This is a genomic window from Actinoplanes sp. SE50/110, from assembly GCF_900119315.1.
In the GTDB taxonomy this organism is placed as follows: Bacteria; Actinomycetota; Actinomycetes; order Mycobacteriales; family Micromonosporaceae; genus Actinoplanes.
Genome location: NZ_LT827010.1, coordinates 7,072,428 through 7,089,787 on the forward strand (window position 1 = coordinate 7,072,428; position 17,360 = coordinate 7,089,787).

General features: G+C 71.8%; 19 protein-coding genes. 8 read left to right on the forward strand and 11 right to left on the reverse strand.

The genetic code is table 11. From position 1 onward, the window contains the following. The first annotated feature begins 34 nt into the window (after positions 1-34). Positions 35-736, forward strand: a complete 702-nt coding sequence (locus ACSP50_RS31625; RefSeq protein WP_014693381.1) for a vancomycin high temperature exclusion protein — start codon at positions 35-37, stop codon at positions 734-736. Positions 737-743: 7 nt separating this feature from the next. Here the strand turns inward: ACSP50_RS31625 and ACSP50_RS31630 are convergent, their stop codons facing one another. Beyond that, positions 744-2,114, reverse strand: coding sequence for an FAD-dependent monooxygenase (locus tag ACSP50_RS31630; RefSeq protein WP_014693382.1), 1,371 nt, complete (start codon positions 2,112-2,114; stop codon positions 744-746). An 89-nt stretch (positions 2,115-2,203) separates the two neighbouring features. On the opposite strand from ACSP50_RS31630, the gene ACSP50_RS31635 reads away from it, so the two are divergent. The 3 genes from ACSP50_RS31635 (at position 2,204) to ACSP50_RS31645 (ending at position 5,038) form a co-directional block, all read left to right on the forward strand. After that, the gene (locus ACSP50_RS31635; RefSeq protein ID WP_014693383.1) at positions 2,204-2,761 is read left to right on the forward strand and encodes a TetR/AcrR family transcriptional regulator; all 558 of its coding nucleotides are present in this window, start codon (positions 2,204-2,206) and stop codon (positions 2,759-2,761) included. A 48-nt stretch (positions 2,762-2,809) separates the two neighbouring features. Further along, a complete protein-coding gene (locus ACSP50_RS31640) occupies positions 2,810-4,165 on the forward strand; it encodes a M20/M25/M40 family metallo-hydrolase (RefSeq protein WP_014693384.1) in 1,356 nt (451 codons plus the stop codon). A 126-nt stretch (positions 4,166-4,291) separates the two neighbouring features. After that, positions 4,292-5,038: a GNAT family N-acetyltransferase gene (locus tag ACSP50_RS31645; RefSeq protein WP_014693385.1), complete on the forward strand. Its 747-nt coding sequence runs from the start codon at positions 4,292-4,294 to the stop codon at positions 5,036-5,038. Here the strand turns inward: ACSP50_RS31645 and ACSP50_RS31650 are convergent. After that, on the reverse strand, positions 5,020-6,432 hold the full coding sequence (locus ACSP50_RS31650) for a DUF4419 domain-containing protein (RefSeq protein ID WP_014693386.1): 1,413 nt from the start codon (positions 6,430-6,432) through the stop codon (positions 5,020-5,022). The genes ACSP50_RS31645 and ACSP50_RS31650 overlap by 19 nt on opposite strands. A gap of 134 nt (positions 6,433-6,566) precedes the next feature. On the opposite strand from ACSP50_RS31650, the gene ACSP50_RS31655 reads away from it, so the two are divergent. Then, entirely contained in the window at positions 6,567-6,911 is a 345-nt protein-coding gene (locus ACSP50_RS31655) for a hypothetical protein (protein WP_014693387.1), read from the forward strand. A 152-nt stretch (positions 6,912-7,063) separates the two neighbouring features. Continuing rightward, positions 7,064-7,372 carry a hypothetical protein gene (locus ACSP50_RS31660; protein ID WP_014693388.1) on the forward strand — a complete coding sequence of 103 codons (309 nt, stop codon included), beginning with the start codon at positions 7,064-7,066 and terminating at the stop codon, positions 7,370-7,372. 423 nt (positions 7,373-7,795) lie between these two features. On the opposite strand, the gene pheT is transcribed toward ACSP50_RS31660, so the two are convergent. The 9 genes from pheT to ACSP50_RS31705 all read right to left on the reverse strand — a co-directional run bounded on the left by pheT (position 7,796) and on the right by ACSP50_RS31705 (position 15,573). Beyond that, entirely contained in the window at positions 7,796-10,258 is a 2,463-nt protein-coding gene (pheT, locus tag ACSP50_RS31665) for a phenylalanine--tRNA ligase subunit beta (protein ID WP_014693389.1), read from the reverse strand. A 4-nt stretch (positions 10,259-10,262) separates the two neighbouring features. Beyond that, positions 10,263-11,324, reverse strand: coding sequence for a phenylalanine--tRNA ligase subunit alpha (locus ACSP50_RS31670; RefSeq protein ID WP_014693390.1), 1,062 nt, complete (start codon positions 11,322-11,324; stop codon positions 10,263-10,265). Between the two features lie 172 nt (positions 11,325-11,496). Then, positions 11,497-12,270, reverse strand: a complete 774-nt coding sequence (locus tag ACSP50_RS31675; RefSeq protein WP_014693391.1) for an RNA methyltransferase — start codon at positions 12,268-12,270, stop codon at positions 11,497-11,499. Positions 12,271-12,333: 63 nt separating this feature from the next. Then, positions 12,334-12,726, reverse strand: a complete 393-nt coding sequence (gene rplT / locus ACSP50_RS31680; RefSeq protein WP_014693392.1) for a 50S ribosomal protein L20 — start codon at positions 12,724-12,726, stop codon at positions 12,334-12,336. A 38-nt stretch (positions 12,727-12,764) separates the two neighbouring features. Then, on the reverse strand, positions 12,765-12,959 hold the full coding sequence (gene rpmI, locus ACSP50_RS31685; protein WP_014693393.1) for a 50S ribosomal protein L35: 195 nt from the start codon (positions 12,957-12,959) through the stop codon (positions 12,765-12,767). Positions 12,960-13,016: 57 nt separating this feature from the next. Continuing rightward, the gene (gene infC, locus ACSP50_RS31690; RefSeq protein ID WP_014693394.1) at positions 13,017-13,631 is read right to left on the reverse strand and encodes a translation initiation factor IF-3; all 615 of its coding nucleotides are present in this window, start codon (positions 13,629-13,631) and stop codon (positions 13,017-13,019) included. A 331-nt stretch (positions 13,632-13,962) separates the two neighbouring features. Beyond that, positions 13,963-14,421 carry a PH domain-containing protein gene (locus tag ACSP50_RS31695; RefSeq protein WP_014693395.1) on the reverse strand — a complete coding sequence of 153 codons (459 nt, stop codon included), beginning with the start codon at positions 14,419-14,421 and terminating at the stop codon, positions 13,963-13,965. Positions 14,422-14,423: 2 nt separating this feature from the next. Next, positions 14,424-15,266: an ATP phosphoribosyltransferase gene (gene hisG, locus ACSP50_RS31700; protein ID WP_014693396.1), complete on the reverse strand. Its 843-nt coding sequence runs from the start codon at positions 15,264-15,266 to the stop codon at positions 14,424-14,426. Between the two features lie 43 nt (positions 15,267-15,309). Next, on the reverse strand, positions 15,310-15,573 hold the full coding sequence (locus tag ACSP50_RS31705; protein ID WP_014693397.1) for a phosphoribosyl-ATP diphosphatase: 264 nt from the start codon (positions 15,571-15,573) through the stop codon (positions 15,310-15,312). A gap of 78 nt (positions 15,574-15,651) precedes the next feature. Here ACSP50_RS31705 and ACSP50_RS31710 point away from each other — a divergent pair, with 78 nt between their 5' ends. Together ACSP50_RS31710 and ACSP50_RS31715 are read left to right on the forward strand one after the other, a co-directional pair. Continuing rightward, complete coding sequence (locus tag ACSP50_RS31710; RefSeq protein ID WP_014693398.1) at positions 15,652-16,524, forward strand: ABC transporter substrate-binding protein; 873 nt, start codon at positions 15,652-15,654, stop codon at positions 16,522-16,524. Then, on the forward strand, positions 16,521-17,360 hold the full coding sequence (locus ACSP50_RS31715) for an amino acid ABC transporter permease (protein ID WP_014693399.1): 840 nt from the start codon (positions 16,521-16,523) through the stop codon (positions 17,358-17,360). Before ACSP50_RS31710 ends, ACSP50_RS31715 begins: the two co-directional genes overlap by 4 nt.

The following is a 17,360-nucleotide window of genomic DNA, read 5'->3' on the forward strand; positions in this document are numbered from 1 at the left end:
ACGTTCCCGGCACGGATCCGGTAGGCGGCCGCGGGTGCCCGCCTGTCACAGTGGGCGCGTGCTGAAGCTCCCCCGGCTGCGTCCCGCCTCGCTGTTCCTCGTGGGCGGGCTGGCCACCGCCCTCTCCGTCGCGCTGGTCGCGGCCAGCAACCTGTGGGTCCGCGAGGAGTCCACCGGCCACGTCTACTCGGTGGCCGACGTGCCGAGCGCCCCGGTGGCGCTGGTCCTCGGCGCCCAGGTGGACCCGCCCGGCGAGCCGTCCGCCTTCCTGGCCGCCCGGCTGGACCTGGCCCGCCGGCTCTATCAGGCCGGCAAGGTGAAGGCGATCCTGGTCTCCGGCGACCACGCCGACTGGTCGTACGACGAACCCGGCGCGATGCTGGTCTGGCTGGTCGCGCACGGCGTCCCGGCGGACCGGATCGTGATGGACCACGCCGGCTTCGACACCTACGACTCGTGTTCCCGCGCCGGCCGGATCTTCGGCGTCCGGCAGGCGATCGTGGTCAGCCAGTCCTTCCACGTGCCCCGGGCGGTCGCCCTGTGCCGCTCCCTCGGCATCGACGCCACCGGGGTCGGCGACGACACGCAGCGCGCCAACAAGCCGCTGTGGGCCCGCGGCCAGGCCCGCGAGTGGGCCGCCGCCGTCAAAGCCGCCTGGGACACCGGCACCGGTCGCGACCCGGTCTTCCTCGGCCCGCACGAGTCGGGCGTGGACACCGCGGTCGCCCACGGCTGAGTCCGCCTCAGACGGAGCCGAGGTGGGTGCGCAGGGCGCCGGGGAGGTCCGTGGCGGGGCCGTGCCAGGCCACGTGGCCGTCGGGGCGGATCAGGGTCGCTTCCGGGGAGGGATCGCGAGGCGGTGCGACATTCAGGCGTACGGCGTAATCGGCGGGGACCCGATCGTCGGTGAGAAGGACGTGCCGTCCGTCGCGCAGCCTCTCGTAGAGCCGGCTGCCGTCGCGGAGTTCCTGGTCGGCGGCGCGTGGCGCGTGCGGGTAGTCGATGCCGACGCCGGACAGGACGCCGGCGGCGCGGTGCATCACCGGCGGCAGTGCCATCAGCGCGGATCCGGCGGTGTTGCGGGTCCAGCGGCCGGCCACCGAGCGGATCATCGCGAGCCGGATCAGCGCGCCGCTGCTGCGCAGCACCAGCCGGCCGACCGGGTGGCGTTCGGCCTGGTAGGTGTCGAGCAGGCCGGCCGGCGCCCAGCCCTGGACGGTGGCGGCGAGCTTCCAGGACAGGTTCGCGGCGTCCTGCAGGCCGGTGTTCATGCCCTGCCCGCCGGCCGGTGAGTGGACGTGCGCCGCGTCGCCGGCCAGGAGGACCCGGCCGGCGCGGTAGCTGGGGACCTGCCGCTCGTCGCTGTGGAAGCGCGACATCCAGCGGCTCTCGACGATGCCGAAGTCGGTGCCCAGCGCCCGTCGGGTCACCGCGCGGACCTCGTCGAGCGTGAGCGGCTCGCGGTCGGAGACCTGGTGGTGGCGGTCCCACGCGAAGATCCGGTGCCAGCCGTCGCCGAACGGGGCGACGAACGCGAACGCGTCACCGACCGCGTTGACCGCCAGCACATCGTCCGGCGGGGTGGCCAGCCGCACGTCGGCCAGCATGATCGAGGTGAGCACCGACCGCCCGGGAAACGGCAGGCCGGCCGCCTGCCGGACGGCGCTGTGCACGCCGTCGGCGCCGACCACCCAGTCGGCGGTCACGGTCTGCGTGCCGAAGGTCAGCGTGCCCTGGTCGAGGCCGGTCAGCTCGGCGCCGCGGACGATCCGCGCGCCGGCCTTGACCGCGCGCTCCTCGAGGAGGCGCTCGACGTTGTACTGCGGGGTGATCAGCAGGAACGGAAAGCGCGACGGCAGCTCGGACAGGTCGACCCGGATCTGCTGGAACAGGCGCAGCCGGGCGACCTTGGCGCCGGTCGCGATCAGCTCGTCGGCCAGGCCGCGGGCGTCCAGGACCTCCAGGGTGCGGGCGTGCACGCCGAACGCCCGGGTCAGGTTGGACGTGCCGGACCGGCGCTCGAAAACGGTCACGTCGACGCCGGCGTGGGCCAGGTCGCCGGCCAGCAGCAGGCCGGTGGGGCCGGCGCCGACGATCGCCACGGTGGTGTGCATGGCTCCTCCTCGCGTTCGTTTGCCAACGCTTGTTGACACTAGGCCGTCAACGCTTGTTTGCCAACACTTGTTGACCTACTGTTGGCGACATGACCGCACCGCGCCGCTCGGACGGCACCCGGGCCGCGATCCTCACGGCAGCCCGCGAGCGCTTCGCCGCCGACGGGTTCGAGCGCGCCACCATCCGCGCCATCGCCGCCGACGCGCGGATCGACCCGTCCCTGGTGATGCGCTACTACGGCAACAAGGAGAAGCTGTTCGCCGCCGCCGCCGAGTTCGACCTGCGGCTGCCCGACCTCACCGCGGTGCCGCCCGGCGAGCACGGCCGCGCCCTGGTCGCGCACTTCTTCACCCGCTGGTCCGAGGATGAGACGCTGCTCGCCCTGATCCGGGCCGGCGTCAGCCACGAGGCCGCCGCCGGCCGGATGCGCGAGATCTTCGCGGCCCAGGTCGGCCCGATCGCCGCCCGCCTGGCCCCCGACCCGGCCTCCGCACCCACCCGCGCCGGGCTGATCGCCACCCAGATCCTGGGCTTCGCCCTGTGCCGCTTCGTGCTGCGCCTGCCCCCGGTCACCGCGCTCAGCGAGGCCGAAGCGATCGCCTGGCTGGCCCCGGTCGTGCAGCGCTACCTGCACGACACCATCTGACATCGATGTTTCTCGACATCCGGCCGGCTGTGGACCAGAGTGTCAGGCATGACGAAACGGCGAGTCCTCCTGTCCGCCGCGATGGCGGCGCCGCTGGCCGGACCGGCCACCGGGGCACACCGGCGGCCGCCGGACGCCGAGCTGCGGGCGATCCTGCGCGCGATCGACCCGGTCCGGATCGAGGCGACGGTGCGGCGGCTCGCCGCCTTCGGCACCCGGCACACGCTGTCGTCACAGACCGATCCGGGGCGCGGGATCGGCGCGGCGCGGGATTGGATCCACGATCAATTGCGGTCGTACGCGGAGGCCGCCGACGGCCGGATGACCGTCGAGGCCCCGTCGTTCACCCAGCCGGTCTCACCGCGCGTGCCGACCCCGACGGTCATCACCAACGTGATCGCCACCCTGCGCGGCAGCGTCAGCCCCGAGCGGATCTACGTGGTCACCGGGCACTACGACTCGCGGGTGACCGACGTTCTGGACCACACCAGTGACGCGCCGGGCGCCGACGACGACGCGTCCGGGGTGGCCGTGGTGCTGGAACTGGCCCGGGTGATGGCCCGGCACAGCCCGGAGGCGACCATCGTCTTCGCCGCGGTCGCCGGCGAGGAGCAGGGCCTGTACGGCTCCGACCACCTGGCCCAGTCGTTCCGGGACGCCGGCGCCGACATCGAGGCCATGTTCAGCAACGACATCGTCGGCACCGGCGACGCGCACGACGGCAGCCGGCCCGAGCCGCACACCGTGCGGCTGTTCGTCGAGGGCGTCCCCACCGCGGAGACCCCCGCCGAGGCGGGTGTGCGGCGCAGCGTCGGCGGCGAGAACGACGGGCCGTCCCGCCAGCTCGGCCGCTTCGCCCGCGAGGTGGCGGCGAATCCGCAGACCGGCATGGACATCCGGGTGGTCTGGCGCCGCGACCGCTACCTGCGCGGCAGCGACCACGTCTCGTTCCTGCTGCGCGGCTACCCGGCGGCCCGGTTCACCGAGCCTCGGGAGAACTTCGCCCACGAGCACCAGGACGTCCGGGTCGTCGACGGCGTGCAGTACGGCGACCTGGTGGAATTCTGCGACTTCGCGTACATCGCCCGGGTGGCCCGGGTCAACGCCGCCACCCTGTGGAGCCTGGCGACCGCACCCGGCACCCCGAAGGACGTGGTGATCGACACCACCCGGCTCACCAACGACACCACCCTGCGCTGGACCCTCGGCACCGAGCCCGACCTGGCCGGATACGAGATCGTCTGGCGGGAGACCACCGCACCGGACTGGACCGGCGCGCACGCGGTCGGGCTGGTCGGCACCGCCACCGTCGACATCTCCAAGGACAACGTGCAGTTCGGCGTCCGCGCGGTCGACCGCGACGGGCACCGCAGTCCGGCCGCTGCGCCGAAGCCGTCGGCCTGATAGGTTCATCCGCGGAGTTTGATCCCCGAGTGCTCGAAAGAGTGAAGCCAATGATTGCCCCGGTGTCCGGCTGCGGTTTCGTGCTTCCCTTTTTCGCTTTCCCGCCCTCGGAAGGGTTTCTCCACCATGGATCTGCGCATTCAGCGCTCCGTCGTCGCCAATCTGCGTAACCGGCCGCACGCGGCCGAGTCCGGGCCGTTCGTGCTCGGCCTGGATCACGGCACCGACAGTCCGCACATCAACTACGCCACGCCGGTTCCCGGCGCGACGATCACCCGGGACGATGTCGCGGCGCTGGTCACCGCATTCGGTGGCCGGGCACCCCGGCTGGAGTACGTCGTGAGCTGTGCCCCGGAGCTCGAAGACCTCCTGATCGAGGCCGGCTTCGCGGTCGAGTCCCGCAACGAGTACCTGATCTGCACACCGGAGACACTGGTGACGGCGGGCGCCCCGGACGGGTTCGAGATCCTGGAACCGGCGACCGACGCCGCGTTGACCGGGATGATCTCGGCACAGAACGAGGCGTTCGGCGGCTCGTTCGAGGCCGCGGCCGATTCGGTGGCCCGGTATCGGCGCAACCGGTCGCTGGGCGCGGTGCTGGTCGCCGCGTACACCACCGGCGGCGAGGCGGCCGGTGGCGGCACGGCGGTGGCGCCACACGACGGGCTCAGCGAAGTCGGCGGGATCGCGGTCCGCCGGCGGTACCGCCGCCGGGGGCTGGCCGGGGCGATCACCGCGGCGATCGCCGAGCGGCTGTTCGCCGGCGGGGCCGACGTGGCCTGGCTGGAGGCCTCCGGCGAGGACTCGTGGCGGGTCTACGAGCGGATCGGCTTCCGGCCGGCGGGTCAGCGGCTCTACATCGCCAAGTACTGAGACAGCGAACCGCTGTCCAGGTGAGTGAGATCCCCGCCGGTGTCCAGGGCGCCCTCCAGCAGGGCGGCCAGTGAGGTCCCGTAGACCCGGACATCGGCGGGGTCCTCAATCGTCCTGTCGCTCGCCCAGGGCACGGCGATCCAGTAACTCCACGCGGACTCCCAGTGTTTCACCACGCACACCGACCGTCCGTCGGCCAGATCGAAGACCGGCGCCACCCACCAGTCGGCCTGGAACTCCGCGAAAGTGCCGGACACCCTCAGCCGCCAGGCGCCGCCGAACAGGACCCCGGAGCCGAAACGTCGATACAGCGCGGCCACCTCGGGCAGGTCGAGCAGGGCCGGATGCCCGGGTGGGTCCATCTCGCCCTCGTGGTCCAGCCGATCGAGAACGTCGTCGAGTTCGGGGCCGGCCGCCGTCAGATGACAACCGGAGATCGGGCGCAACGAGCCGCCCGGCTCCTGGACCACCGCGGTGAGGCCGGCATGCAGGGCGACCGTGGTCTGTTCGCCGGTAATCGCGTTCTCGACCAGCATCCGCACGCGGGCGAGAGTGGCCCGGACCGCATCGGTCGAGACGCCCGGCCCGGTGGCGTTCCGCGGCTCGCCGAGCGGGAGGTCGAGCAGCGGATTCGGGCTGCCGGACTCACCCACGTAGGGGTACAGGCGCGTGATCCAGCCGGTGGACTTGTCACCGCCGTACGCGTCGATCGGATTGTAGATCCGCTTCCAGAATTCCGGATCCGCGGCGCCGGCCGCCGCCCGGACGAAGTGATCGGCGATCGGGGCGAGCGAGCGGCACCACTTCTCCAGGCCGAGGCCTGCCCCGGCGAGCACGTCGACGCGGGCGCGGATCCGCCGCCAGTCCTCCGCCGTCCCGGTCAGAGAGATCGACGGGATGCCGCAGAGGACGGAAACCCGATAGGCGAAGTACGGCGAATAGGCGTCCATCAGCACCACGCGACCGGCCATCCGGTCGACCTCGGTGCTGGTGGAGAAATCGCAGTCGCTCGCGCCGAGGCGGGACGGGAGCATCCCGGCGAGCTTGGCCACCACATCGGGCCAGACCGGTTCGCCGCGCACGACGACCGTCAGCAGATCACGGCCCTGATGGCCGACCAGGCGGTCGCGCAGGTCGTCGGCGTTCAGGTGGATGTGGCGGGCGACGCCCTCCAGGATGGTCAGCCAGACGGCGTCCGGCGAGAGGGTGAGCGGACGGTGATCGGCGAACGCGCGGGCGACCGCGCCGAGCAGCGGGTGGATGCCGTCCGGCTCGAGCACCGGGAGCGCGGGGTCGCCGGCGGTCCACAGGGCGTCCGGGTACAGGGAGCCCAGCGGTCTGGTCGGGAGCGGTTCCATCGCCGGTGGGACGGCGTCGACCGGGAAGTTGATCACGGCCTATGGTGACAGGCGTGACGGAGAACGGGTAGCGCTGATCACCGGAGCCTCGCGCGGGCCGGGGGCCCGGCTCATCACCGGGGAAGGGAACACCGTGAACGGCGGGCACACCATCGACTGACAATGGGGGTATGCGGCAGGCCTACGCGCACCACGCGACCCTCGTCCTCGACCCGTCAGCCGACCCCCGGGCACCCGGGGCGGCGATCACGCTCGCACTCTGCGGCGCCCACCGGCATGCCGGGCCGTGCCCGGTGGCACCGCACCACACCGGCGCCGAGGCCCGCGCGGACGGCCTGCACCTGCGGATCCTCTTCGCGGTCGCGCCGGACCGGGTGGACGCGGTGCGGGCCGCGATCGACACCGCGTTGAGCGGGGGGCCGTGGCGGCTGGTGGAGTCCGGCTGTGCGCGGATCGATCCGGCCGAGCGGGACCACGCGCGGCGTCTCCTGAAAAGTGTCGGACCCCGCGGCTAGCGTGCGGGCATGTCGTTCCCGAGGAAGCAGGACCGGCCGGCGCTGGCGGATGACCCGGCCGGCGGCGACTGGCAGTCGGCGCAGGGGCTGCTCTGGATGAGCGCGGCGCCGGCCGCGGCCGGCTGGTGGCGTACGGTGCACCGGCAGGTGCGATGGTCGCCGCACCGGCCTACGGCGCCTTCTTCCGCCACGGCGCCGGAACGACGGGCCTGCACGAGCTCGCCTGGTTCCTGCTCGCCACCGCCACCCTGCTGCTGATCCTGATCGTCGCCGACCGCTCCCTGTCCCGCCTCAGCACCACTGCCGACGAAAACCACCTCGGCACCACCGACGACCAGAACCGTCCCGGGATCGCAGCCGGTACTCACGTCGGTGAGGAGGATCGTCCTGGTTCCACCGCCGACACCTCCGCCGACGAGGACCGCCGGCGAAGTACCCACCCGAAAGGATCACCCTCATGACCGGAGGGGCCGGCTCGGTAACGCCGTTCAGCGCCGGCCCTGGGATCGGGCCGGGCGCTGAACGATGACATCGAGGGGCGGGGTTCACGGCGTACGCCGGCAATCGCAGCGGTCTGAAGGACCGCGCACCGCAAGAAAGCCACGGCCCGAAGCCCCGCGCACCGCAAGAAAGCCACGGCCCGAAGCCCCGCGCACCGCAAGAAAGCCACGGCCCCAAGCCCCGCACACCGCCAGAAACCGCAGCCCGAAGCCCCGCACCGCCAGAAACCGCAGCCCGAAGCCCCGCACCGCCAGAAACCGCAGCCCGACGCCCCGCGCAGCGCGTAAGAGAACCGCCGCCTGGAGCCCCGCGCAGTGCCGCACCGAAGCAACAGCCGGGGAGAAGCGGTCCGGAGCCGTGACGGCTCCGGACCACCTCGCCGGTCAGGCGCCGCGCAGGGTCGCGCCGAAGCGCGCCGTCGTCACCGCCACCGCGGCGTCGCGGGCGGCGATCGTCTCGTCGGAGGTCAGCGTCCGGTCCGGCGCGCGGAACGTCAGCTTGTAGGCCAGCGACCGCTTCCCCTCGCCGAGCTGCGCCGACTCGTACACGTCGAACAGTGCCACCGATTCCAGCAGCGAACCCGCGCCCTCGGCCAGGGCGGCGCGGACCTCGTCGGCCGGCACCGTGCGGTCCAGGACCAGTGCCACGTCGATCAGCGCCGGCGGGAACGTGGAGATCAGCGGGGCGTCGACGACCGGGGCGTCCGGCAGCGCGTCCAGCGAAAGCTCCATCGCGCTGGTGCGTTTCGGCAGTTCGAGGGCGGAGACGACGGCCGGGTGCAGCTCGCCGGCGTGGCCGACGACCTCGCCGTCGACCAGGATCGCGGCGCAGCGGCCCGGGTGCCACGGGGCCTGCTCGGCGGCGCGGACCCCGACCCGGGCGGCGGGCACCCCGGCGGCGGCGATCGCGATGCGGGCGGCCTCGATGGCGTCCGCCCAGCTCGCCGGGCGGCCCTCACCCCACCAGCCGGCCGGGGCGGCGTCGCCGGTCAGGACCGCGGCCAGGTGCCACGGCTGGTCGGGGACGATCGCGTTGGCCCGCGCCCACTCGTCGGCGTCCGGCCGCCGGTCGACGCCGAGGACCGGCGGAGCCTCCGCGGTCAGCCGCGGCAGGAACACCGTGCCGGTCTCGAAGAGCGCCACGTCCCGGTGCCCGCGGCCCAGGTTGCGCTTGAGCGTGCCGAGCAGCGGGCCGAGCAGGTTGGTGCGCAGCAGCGGCTCCTCCTCGGACAGCGGGTTGGTGAGCCGGACCGCGCTGCGCCGCGGGTCGTCGGCCGGCAGCCCGAGCTGGTCCGCGGCGCCGGGCGCGACGAACGGGTAGGACAGCACCTCGACGTACCCGTTCTCGGCGAGCGCGCGGCCGACCGAGCGGCGGCGGCGCTGCCCGGGGGTGAGCCCGTTGCTGGCCCCGGCCGGCGGCAGCACACTCGGGATGTCGTGGTAGCCGCCGAGCCGGGCCACCTCCTCGACCAGGTCGATCGGGGCCTGCAGGTCGGGCCGCCAGCTGGGCGGGACGACGTCGCTGCCGGCGACCGTGCAGCCGGCCGCGGTGAGCAGCTCGGCGATCCGGTCCGGCGGGTAGGGCAGGCCGATGACCTTCGACGGGAGCTCGGCCGGCAGGTGGATCGCGGCCGGCGGGGCCACGTGGTCGAGGTCGAGGATCCGCTCGTCGGCGGTCCCGCCGGCGTGCTCCAGCAGGATCGCCACCGCGCGCTCCAGCGCGGGCAGGGTGAGCTGCGGGTCGACGCCGCGCTCCCACCGCTTGGCGGCCTCGCTGAACAGCCGGTGCCGGCGGGCGGTGCGCCCCACCATCACCGGATCCCAGTGCGCGGCTTCGAGGAGCACGTCGACCGTGCCCGGCTGCCACTCGCTGGTCTCGCCGCCCATCACCGCGGCCAGCGAGATCGGCCCGGTCTCGTCGCAGATCACCATGTCCTCGGCGTCGAGGATCCGGGCGACACCGTCCAGCGTGGTGAGCTTCTCGCCGGCCCGGGCACGCCGCACGGTCAGCCCGCCGCGCAGTCGCTGCAGGTCGAAGACGTGCATCGGCTGGCCGAATTCCAGCATCAGGTAGTTGGTGATGTCGACCGGCAGCGAGATGGCCCGGATACCGGCCTGGATCAGCCGGCGCTGCATCCACTCGGGGGACTGCGCCTGCGGGTCGATGCCGCGCACGACGCGCGCCGAGAACCGGTCGCAGCCGACGGTGTCCTCGACGGTGACCGGCCACGGCGAGTCGCCGGTCGCGGCGGCGGCCGGGATCGCCGCCGGGTCGCGGTAGGCCACCCCGAAATGGGTGGCGAGCTCGCGGGCGATGCCGCGGACGCTCATCTCGTATCCCCGGTCCGGGGTGATCTCCACCTCGACCAGGACGTCGTCCAGTCCGACCACCGGCCGGGCGTCGGCACCGGGCGTCCCCGCGGGCAGCACGATGATGCCCGAGTGGTCACCGGAGAGTCCGAGCTCGGCGGCCGAGCAGATCATGCCGTGCGAGTTGCGCCCGTACGTCTTGCGCGCCCCGATCCGGAACCCGCCGGGCAGCTCGCCGCCGGGCAGGATCACCACGACGAGGTCGCCCTCGGCGAAGTTGCGGGCGCCGCAGACGATCTCCTGCGGCGCGTCCCGGCCGACGTCGACCGTGCAGAAGCGGATCGGCTTCTTGAAACCGGTCAGCTCCTCGATCGTGAGGACCCGGCCGACGACCAGGTCACCCTGGACGGTGGCGGCCTGGTCGACGATGGACTCGACCTCCATGCCGAGGGTGTTCAGCGCCAGGTCGAGCCGCTCGGCGGTGAGGCCGGCCGGCAGGTCGACGTATTCCCGCAGCCATGACAGTGACGTCTTCACGGCTTCAGAGCTCCATTCCGAAGTTCGTGGTGAACCGCACGTCGCCCTCGACCATGTCGTGCATGTCGCTGACGCCGTTGCGGAACATCAGGGTCCGCTCGACACCCATGCCGAAGGCGAACCCGGAGTACCGGTCCGGGTCGATGCCGCAGGCGGTCAGCACCTTGGGGTTGACCATGCCGCAGCCGCCCCACTCGACCCAGCGCGGGCCGTCCCGGTGCTGGGCGAACCAGACGTCGAACTCGGCGGAGGGCTCGGTGAACGGGAAGTAGTGCGGCCGCCAGCGGGTCCGCGCGTCCGGGCCGAACATCGCCCGGGCGAAGTGGTCCAGGGTGCCGCGCAGGTGGGCCATGGTGATGCCCTCGTCGATGACCAGGCCCTCGATCTGGTGGAAGACCGGGGTGTGGGTGGCGTCCAGCTCGTCGGTCCGGTATGCCCGGCCCGGGCTGACCACGTAGATCGGCGGGGTGCGGGTGAGCATGGTGCGCACCTGCCCGGGCGACGTGTGGGTGCGCATCACCAGGCCGGGCAGGTCGACGAAGAACGTGTCGGAGGCGCCGCGCACCGGGTTGTCCGGGCCGATGTTGAGCGCGTCGAAGTTGGCCCACTCCAGCTCCAGCTGGGGACCGTCGACGATGTCGTAGCCCATGCCGAGGAACATGTCCCCCATGGTCTCCATCAGCGTGGTCAGCGGGTGCCGGGCGCCGCGCGGGCGCCGGTTCCACGGCAGGGTGACGTCGACCCGCTCCTCGACGAGGATCCGGGCGGCGCGGTCGGCTTCCAGCTCGGCCTCGCGCGACTCGTACGCCGCCTGGATCGCCTGCCGGGCCTCGTTGACCCGCTTGCCGGCGTCGGATTTCGCGGCCGGCGGCAGCGACCCGATCTCCCGGCGGGCCAGCGACACCGGCGAGCGGTCGCCGAGGTGCGCCGGCTTCAGCGCCCGCAGGTCGTCGAGCGACGCGGCGTCGGCGAAGGCGGCGTCGGCGGCCTTGATCGATTCTTCGAGAGCCGACGGGTCGAGCAGGGCGGCCTGCTTCGGATCGTACGGATCGTTACGGTAGGACATGGCTGGGCGAACTCCCTCACACCAGATGAGCCATCGGGCAGTGTACGGAGGCACGGCTGAGCCGCAGCCCGCCGGTCATCGGGAGTCGCGCAGATGGGTCAGATCCGGCGCCCGCGACCAGCGGGCCGGATAAACAGTTCCCTCGGACCTGACATGGCGGCCAGTCTACCTCTCAGCGTTGGGCGCGAGCACTCGCATACAGGCAGACGGCGGCCGCGGCGGCCAGGTTGAGGCTCTCCGCCCCGCCGTAGATCGGCACCCGCACCCGTCGGTCGGCCGCGTCGAGCAGCTCACCGGGCAGGCCGTGCGCCTCCGAGCCGAACAGCCACGCGGTCGGCGCGGCCAGCAGCCCGCCGTCGAGCAGCGAGTCCACGTCGTCCGAGCCGGTGCCGCTGGTGGCGAGCACCTGCAGGCCGGAATCCTGCAGCAGGTCGAGCACGTCGAGCGGGGCGCGGACCACGTCGACGTGGAACAGCGAGCCGGCCGAGGCACGGACACACTTGCCGTTGTACGGGTCGACGGCATCCCCTGCGAAGATCACCGTGCCCGCCCCGGCGGCGTCGGCGGTGCGCAGGATGGTGCCGGCGTTGCCCGGGTCCCGGATCTCGGCGAGCACCGCGACCAGCTGCGGGCCCTTGGCGAGCGCCTCGCCGATCGGCACGTCGACCTGCTCGCAGAGCGCGACCAGGCCCTGCGGCTGCACCGTCTCGGCCAGCGCCGCCAGAGCGTCGTCGGTGACCGGGGAGACCTCGGGGGCCTGGGCGGCCAGTTCGGCGTGCCGGTCCAGCCCGGCCGGGGTGCCGAACAGCTCCAGCACGGCGCCGGCGGCCAGCGCCTCGCGGACGGCCTGCGGGCCCTCGGCGAGGAACCGCCCGGCGGCGTCGCGGTCCCGGCGGCGCTGCAGGCGGCGGGCCGACACGATTCGGGGCGTACGCGGCGTGTACATCGGCCGTCCTTGGAGGAATGGGAAACGCCCCCCGATCGCTCGGGGGGCGTTCCGGGAACGAACTCAGGCAGCCTGGGCGGCGGCGCCGCCGGTGCCCTCGGCCGCGACGGCCGCGCGGGCGACCTCGACGATGGCCGCGAACGCGGTGGCGTCGTTGACCGCGAGGTCGGCCAGGATCTTGCGGTCGACCTCCACCTCGGCCAGCTTCAGGCCCTGGATGAGGCGGTTGTAGGTCATGCCGTTGGCCCGGGCCGCCGCGTTGATGCGGGTGATCCACAGCTGGCGGAAGTCGCCCTTGCGGTCACGGCGGTCACGGTACGAGTACTGCATCGAGTGCAGCACCTGCTCCTTGGCCTTGCGGTACAGGCGGGAGCGCTGACCGCGGTAGCCGCTCGCGGTCTCGAGCAGGGTGCGGCGCTTCTTCTGGGCGTTTACCGCCCGCTTGACGCGTGCCATTTCAAGTACTCCTTACAGGGGAACGTGTCAGGCGCGCGTCAGCGGCCCAGAAGCTTCTTCACTCGCGGGACGTCGACCTTCGCCACCACGACAGTGCCGGTCATCCGGCGGGTAACGTGGGAGGACTTGTGCTCGAGCAGGTGGCGCTTGCCGGTCAGCTCACGCACGATCTTGCCCTTGCCGGTGACCTTCACCCGCTTACCCATGCCGGTGTGGCTCTTCATCTTCGGCACTTAGAACGCCTCTTTCTGATCTTTCCGCCGAGCCCGGGGGACCGGCGGAAAAGCTGACTACTCTGCTGCTGCTGTGCTGTCGGCAGTCTCGGCCGACGGAACCTCGGTGCCGTCGTCCTCGCGCGGCTCACGGGCAGGCTTGACTCCGGCCGCGGTGGCGGCGACCGCCGCGGCCTTGGTGGCCCGGTGCGGTGCCAGCACCATGATCATGTTTCGACCGTCCTGCTTCGGACTGGCCTCCACGAAGCCCAGCTCGGAGATCTCCTCGCTGAGCCGACGGAGCAGCCGGAAGCCCAGTTCGGGCCGGCTCTGCTCACGACCGCGGAACATGATCGTCACCTTGACCTTGTCGCCCGCCTTGAGGAACCGCACCACGTGACCCTTTTTGGTCTCGTAGTCGTGCGGGTCGATCTTCGGCCGAAGCTTCATTTCCTTGATGACGGTCTGCTGCTGGTTGCGCCGCGCTTCGCGGGCCTTCAGTGCGCTCTCGTACTTGAACTTGCCGAAGTCCATGAGCTTGCACACCGGCGGCCGGGCCATCGGAGCAACCTCGACCAGGTCCAGATCGACATCCGCGGCCAGTTGGAGCGCACGCTCGACCGGCACGATGCCGACCTGCTCACCCTCCGGACCGACCAGACGGACCTCTCGAGCCCGGATCTGTTCGTTCACGCGTGGTTCGACGCTGATGGGGCCTCCTCAGAACGTACCTACTTCTGCCAATGTCGGTCGGCCCCGAATCACCGCCCCGCTGACAAGCCGGGACGGCCGGGAAAGCAGAAGACCTCGGCGCGCGCATCTCCTGATCCAGCTGGATCAGGCGCGCATGCCGAGGCCCGCTCGACCGGTCATCGACGTCCAAAGGGAGGACGCGCCCCGCGCAGGGATTATTCCCTGTTCGGATGACCGGACCCAGCCACGTCAGTGACTCGGGTGGGAACCAGCGGGCTCCTCTTTCGCGTCCGAGGCAGGCCCCGGACGTGGTCGACTGCCCGCTAGTCTATCAGGCCTTGTGAGAGGCCGAATGCAGGGCCCGCAGCGCGCGCACCCCGTCCACCGCGTAGTCCTTGTCCACCGCCTGCAGCGCGTGGATCGACACCTGCTCGTCGTCGAAGAGCTCCAGCTGCGCCCACGGCGAGTTCCGGTCGAACCGGACCGCGCGCACCACGTCCCACGGCAGGTCGTAACCGCCCACCACGTTGCGCACGTGCACGCCCTGCTCGTCGGCGGCCACCCGGGGCCGGCAGAAGGTCAGGATGCCGAGCCCGAGCAGGATGCCCAGCCCGATCATCGCGACCTGGTCGCCGCGCTGGAAGCTGCCCACCCCGACCTGCCCGGAGTGGTCGAAACCACCCTGGCCGTGCAGACCGAAGCTGAGCACGGTGAAGAAGATCGCGACGGCGGCCGCGATCGGGCCGGCCACCCAGCGGATCCTTCTCGGCCGGAAAACCACGTCAGTCATGATCACAACCTGCAGTTGGCGATGTCGGTCACCAGAATGGCACGTGCGCCGAGGTCGTACAGCTCATCCATCACCCGGTGCACCTGGCTGCGCTGGACCATCGCCTGCACGGCGACCCAGCCCTCCCGGTGCAGCGGGGAGACGGTCGGCGACTCGATCCCCGGGGTCAGGCCGGTGGCCTGCTCCAGCAGGTCGGCCCGCACGTCGTAGGCGAGCATCACGAAGTTGCGGGCGACCAGCACGCCGTTGAGCCGGCGCAGCAGCTGCGCGGCGCCGGCCGGGGCCTGGACGTCGCGGCCGATCAGCACGGCCGACGAGCGGATCAGCGGCTCGCCGAGCGTGACCAGGCCGGCCTGGCGCAGTGTGGCGCCGGTCTCCACCACGTCGGCGATCAGGTCGGCGACCCCGAGCCGGACCGCGTTCTCGACCGCGCCGTCCAGGCGGACCACCTCGGCCTTCAGCTCGTGCTCGACCAGGTAGGCGCCGACCAGGCCGGGGAAGGCGGTGGCGATCCGCTTGCCGCCGATCTGGTCCACCGAGGTCAGCGTGCCGGCCGGGGCGGCCCAGCGGAACGTGGCGCCGCCGAAGTTCAGGTCGAGCAGCTCGGTGGCCGGCACGCCGGAGTCGACGAGCAGATCCCGGCCGGTGATGCCGAGATCCAGGTCACCCGAGCCGACGTAGGTCGCGATGTCGCGCGGCCGCAGGTAGAAGAACTCGACATTGTTGGCCTCGTCACGGCAGACGAGGTCCTTCGGGTCGGTGCGCTGACGGTAGCCCGCGTCCCTCAGCATCTGGCTGGCCGGCGCGGACAGGGTCCCCTTGTTCGGAATGGCGATGCGCAGCATTGACGTGCTCCTTCGTTCGACTTCGGACGGATCGGGGCGCACGTCAGAGATGTCGGTACACGTCCTCGAGGGTGAGACCACTGGCGATCATCAGGACTTGTGCCTGGTAGAACAGCTGCGAAAGCTCCTCCGCGGTCCGGTCCTTGCCCTCGTGCTCGGCGGCCATCCAGGACTCGGCCGCCTCCTCGACGACCTTCTTCCCGATGAAGTGGACTCCGCGTTCGAGCGCGGCGACCGTGCCCGAACCGGGGGTCTGCTCCGCCGCCTTGCGCTGCAACTCGGCGAACAGTTCTTCGAACGTCTTCACGGGAGACGATTGTTGCAGCTCATTACGGTCTGACGACGAACGCCCCCAGCGTGTGGGACGTCTTCTAAGCTGCCCGGCATGGTCAGCCGTTTCACCCCCCTCCTCATGGGCGGCGCCGTGCTGGCGCTCGCCGCCGTCACGGCCTGTTCCCCGGTCGATGACGACACCACGTCCACCGCATCCCCCTCCTCGTCGGTCGCCGACCCGTGCCGCTCGGGCGCGCTCGCCACGGTCGCGTCCGGCAAACTCACGATCGGCACCGACACCCCGGCCTACGAGCCGTGGTACAAGGACAACAAGCCGGCCAACGGGCAGGGCTTCGAGTCCGCGGTCGCCTACCAGGTCGCCGAGCGGCTCGGGTACTCCAAGGATCAGGTCGCGTGGACGTCGGTGACGTTCACCAACGCGATCGCGCCCGGGCCCAAGAAGTTCGACTTCGACATCAACCAGTTCTCCATCACCGACGAGCGCCGGCAGGCGGTCGACTTCTCCTCGCCGTACTACCTCGTGCGGCAGACCGTGATCACGACGAAGAAGTCGAAGATCGCGGGCGCCAAGTCCCTGGCCGACCTGGCCGGCGCCAAGCTGGGTGCCCAGGTGGGCACCACCAGCTACCAGGCGATCACCGACGTGATCAAGCCGACCGCCAAGCCGTCGGTCTTCAACAGCAACGACGACGCCAAGGCGGCGCTGGTCAACGGCACCGTCGACGGCATCGTGGTGGACCTGCCGACCGCGTTCTACATGACCGGCGCCGAGCTCAAGGACGGCGTCATCATCGGCCAGCTCCCGCAGGTCGGCGTGCCCGAGCAGTTCGGCCTGGTGCTCGACAAGGGATCCAAGCTGACCGGCTGCGTCAGCAAGGTGGTCGACCAGCTGCGCCAGGACGGCACCCTCGCGGTGCTGGAGAAGACCTGGCTCTCCGACGGCGGAGCGCCCGAACTCCAGTGACCTACGCACCGAGTCAGCGGCAGCGTGAGCGGTTCGCCTACCGTCGCCGGCAGGCGATCCGCTCGGTCCTGCTCGCCGCCCTCTCCACCGCCGTGGCCGGGACGCTGCTCGGCGTCGCGATCACCGGCTCGCCCGGCTGGCCCCGGGTCAAGCAGTCGTTCTTCGACCCCGAGGTGGCCCGCAAGTACCTGCCGGACATCCTGACCGGGCTCTGGCTCAACCTGAAGCTGCTCTCGGTGTGCGCGGTCCTCGCACTGCTGCTGGGGCTGCTGATCGCGATCCTGCGGACCACCCGCGGTGCGGTGTTCTTCCCGGTGCGCGCCCTGGCCACCGGATATACGTACGCGCTCCGCGGCCTGCCGCTGATCATCGTGCTGTACCTGTTCGCGTTCGGCATCCCCGGCCTGCGCCTGCGCGGCACGCCGGACGTGCTGGTGCTGGGCGCCGCAGCGATCATCGTCACCTACGGGGCGTACCTGGCCGAGGTGTTCCGGGCCGGCATCGAGTCGGTGCACCCCAGCCAGGTCGCCGCGGCCCGCTCGCTGGGGCTCGGCTATCGCCGGACGATGCGGCACGTGGTGCTCCCGCAGGCGGTCCGCCGGGTCACCCCGCCGCTGCTCAACGACATCGTCGCGCTGCAGAAGGACGTCGGGCTGATCTCGCTGGCCGGGCCGATCGACGCGATCCGGGCCGCCCAGATCGGCACCGCCGAGTCGGCCAACTTCACCCCGTACGTCGTGGCCGGGGTGCTCTTCGTCCTGCTCGCCCTGCCGCTGATCGCGGTCACCGACTGGGTGACGCTGCGCGCCGCCCGCCGCCAGAACGCGGGGTCCTGA

What these genes read in the sequence shown, in the direction of transcription:
- ACSP50_RS31630 (WP_014693382.1), bottom strand. Translation starts at nt 2,114, where the DNA reads ATGCACACCACCGTGGCGATCGTCGGCGCCGGCCCCACCGGCCTGCTG.
- ACSP50_RS31635 (WP_014693383.1), top strand. Translation starts at nt 2,204, where the DNA reads ATGACCGCACCGCGCCGCTCGGACGGCACCCGGGCCGCGATCCTCACG.
- ACSP50_RS31640 (WP_014693384.1), top strand. Translation starts at nt 2,810, where the DNA reads ATGACGAAACGGCGAGTCCTCCTGTCCGCCGCGATGGCGGCGCCGCTG.
- ACSP50_RS31645 (WP_014693385.1), top strand. Translation starts at nt 4,292, where the DNA reads ATGGATCTGCGCATTCAGCGCTCCGTCGTCGCCAATCTGCGTAACCGG.
- ACSP50_RS31655 (WP_014693387.1), top strand. Translation starts at nt 6,567, where the DNA reads ATGCGGCAGGCCTACGCGCACCACGCGACCCTCGTCCTCGACCCGTCA.
- ACSP50_RS31660 (WP_014693388.1), top strand. Translation starts at nt 7,064, where the DNA reads ATGGTCGCCGCACCGGCCTACGGCGCCTTCTTCCGCCACGGCGCCGGA.
- ACSP50_RS31670 (WP_014693390.1), bottom strand. Translation starts at nt 11,324, where the DNA reads ATGTCCTACCGTAACGATCCGTACGATCCGAAGCAGGCCGCCCTGCTC.
- ACSP50_RS31675 (WP_014693391.1), bottom strand. Translation starts at nt 12,270, where the DNA reads ATGTACACGCCGCGTACGCCCCGAATCGTGTCGGCCCGCCGCCTGCAG.
- rplT (WP_014693392.1), bottom strand. Translation starts at nt 12,726, where the DNA reads ATGGCACGCGTCAAGCGGGCGGTAAACGCCCAGAAGAAGCGCCGCACC.
- ACSP50_RS31695 (WP_014693395.1), bottom strand. Translation starts at nt 14,421, where the DNA reads ATGACTGACGTGGTTTTCCGGCCGAGAAGGATCCGCTGGGTGGCCGGC.
- hisG (WP_014693396.1), bottom strand. Translation starts at nt 15,266, where the DNA reads ATGCTGCGCATCGCCATTCCGAACAAGGGGACCCTGTCCGCGCCGGCC.
- ACSP50_RS31710 (WP_014693398.1), top strand. Translation starts at nt 15,652, where the DNA reads ATGGTCAGCCGTTTCACCCCCCTCCTCATGGGCGGCGCCGTGCTGGCG.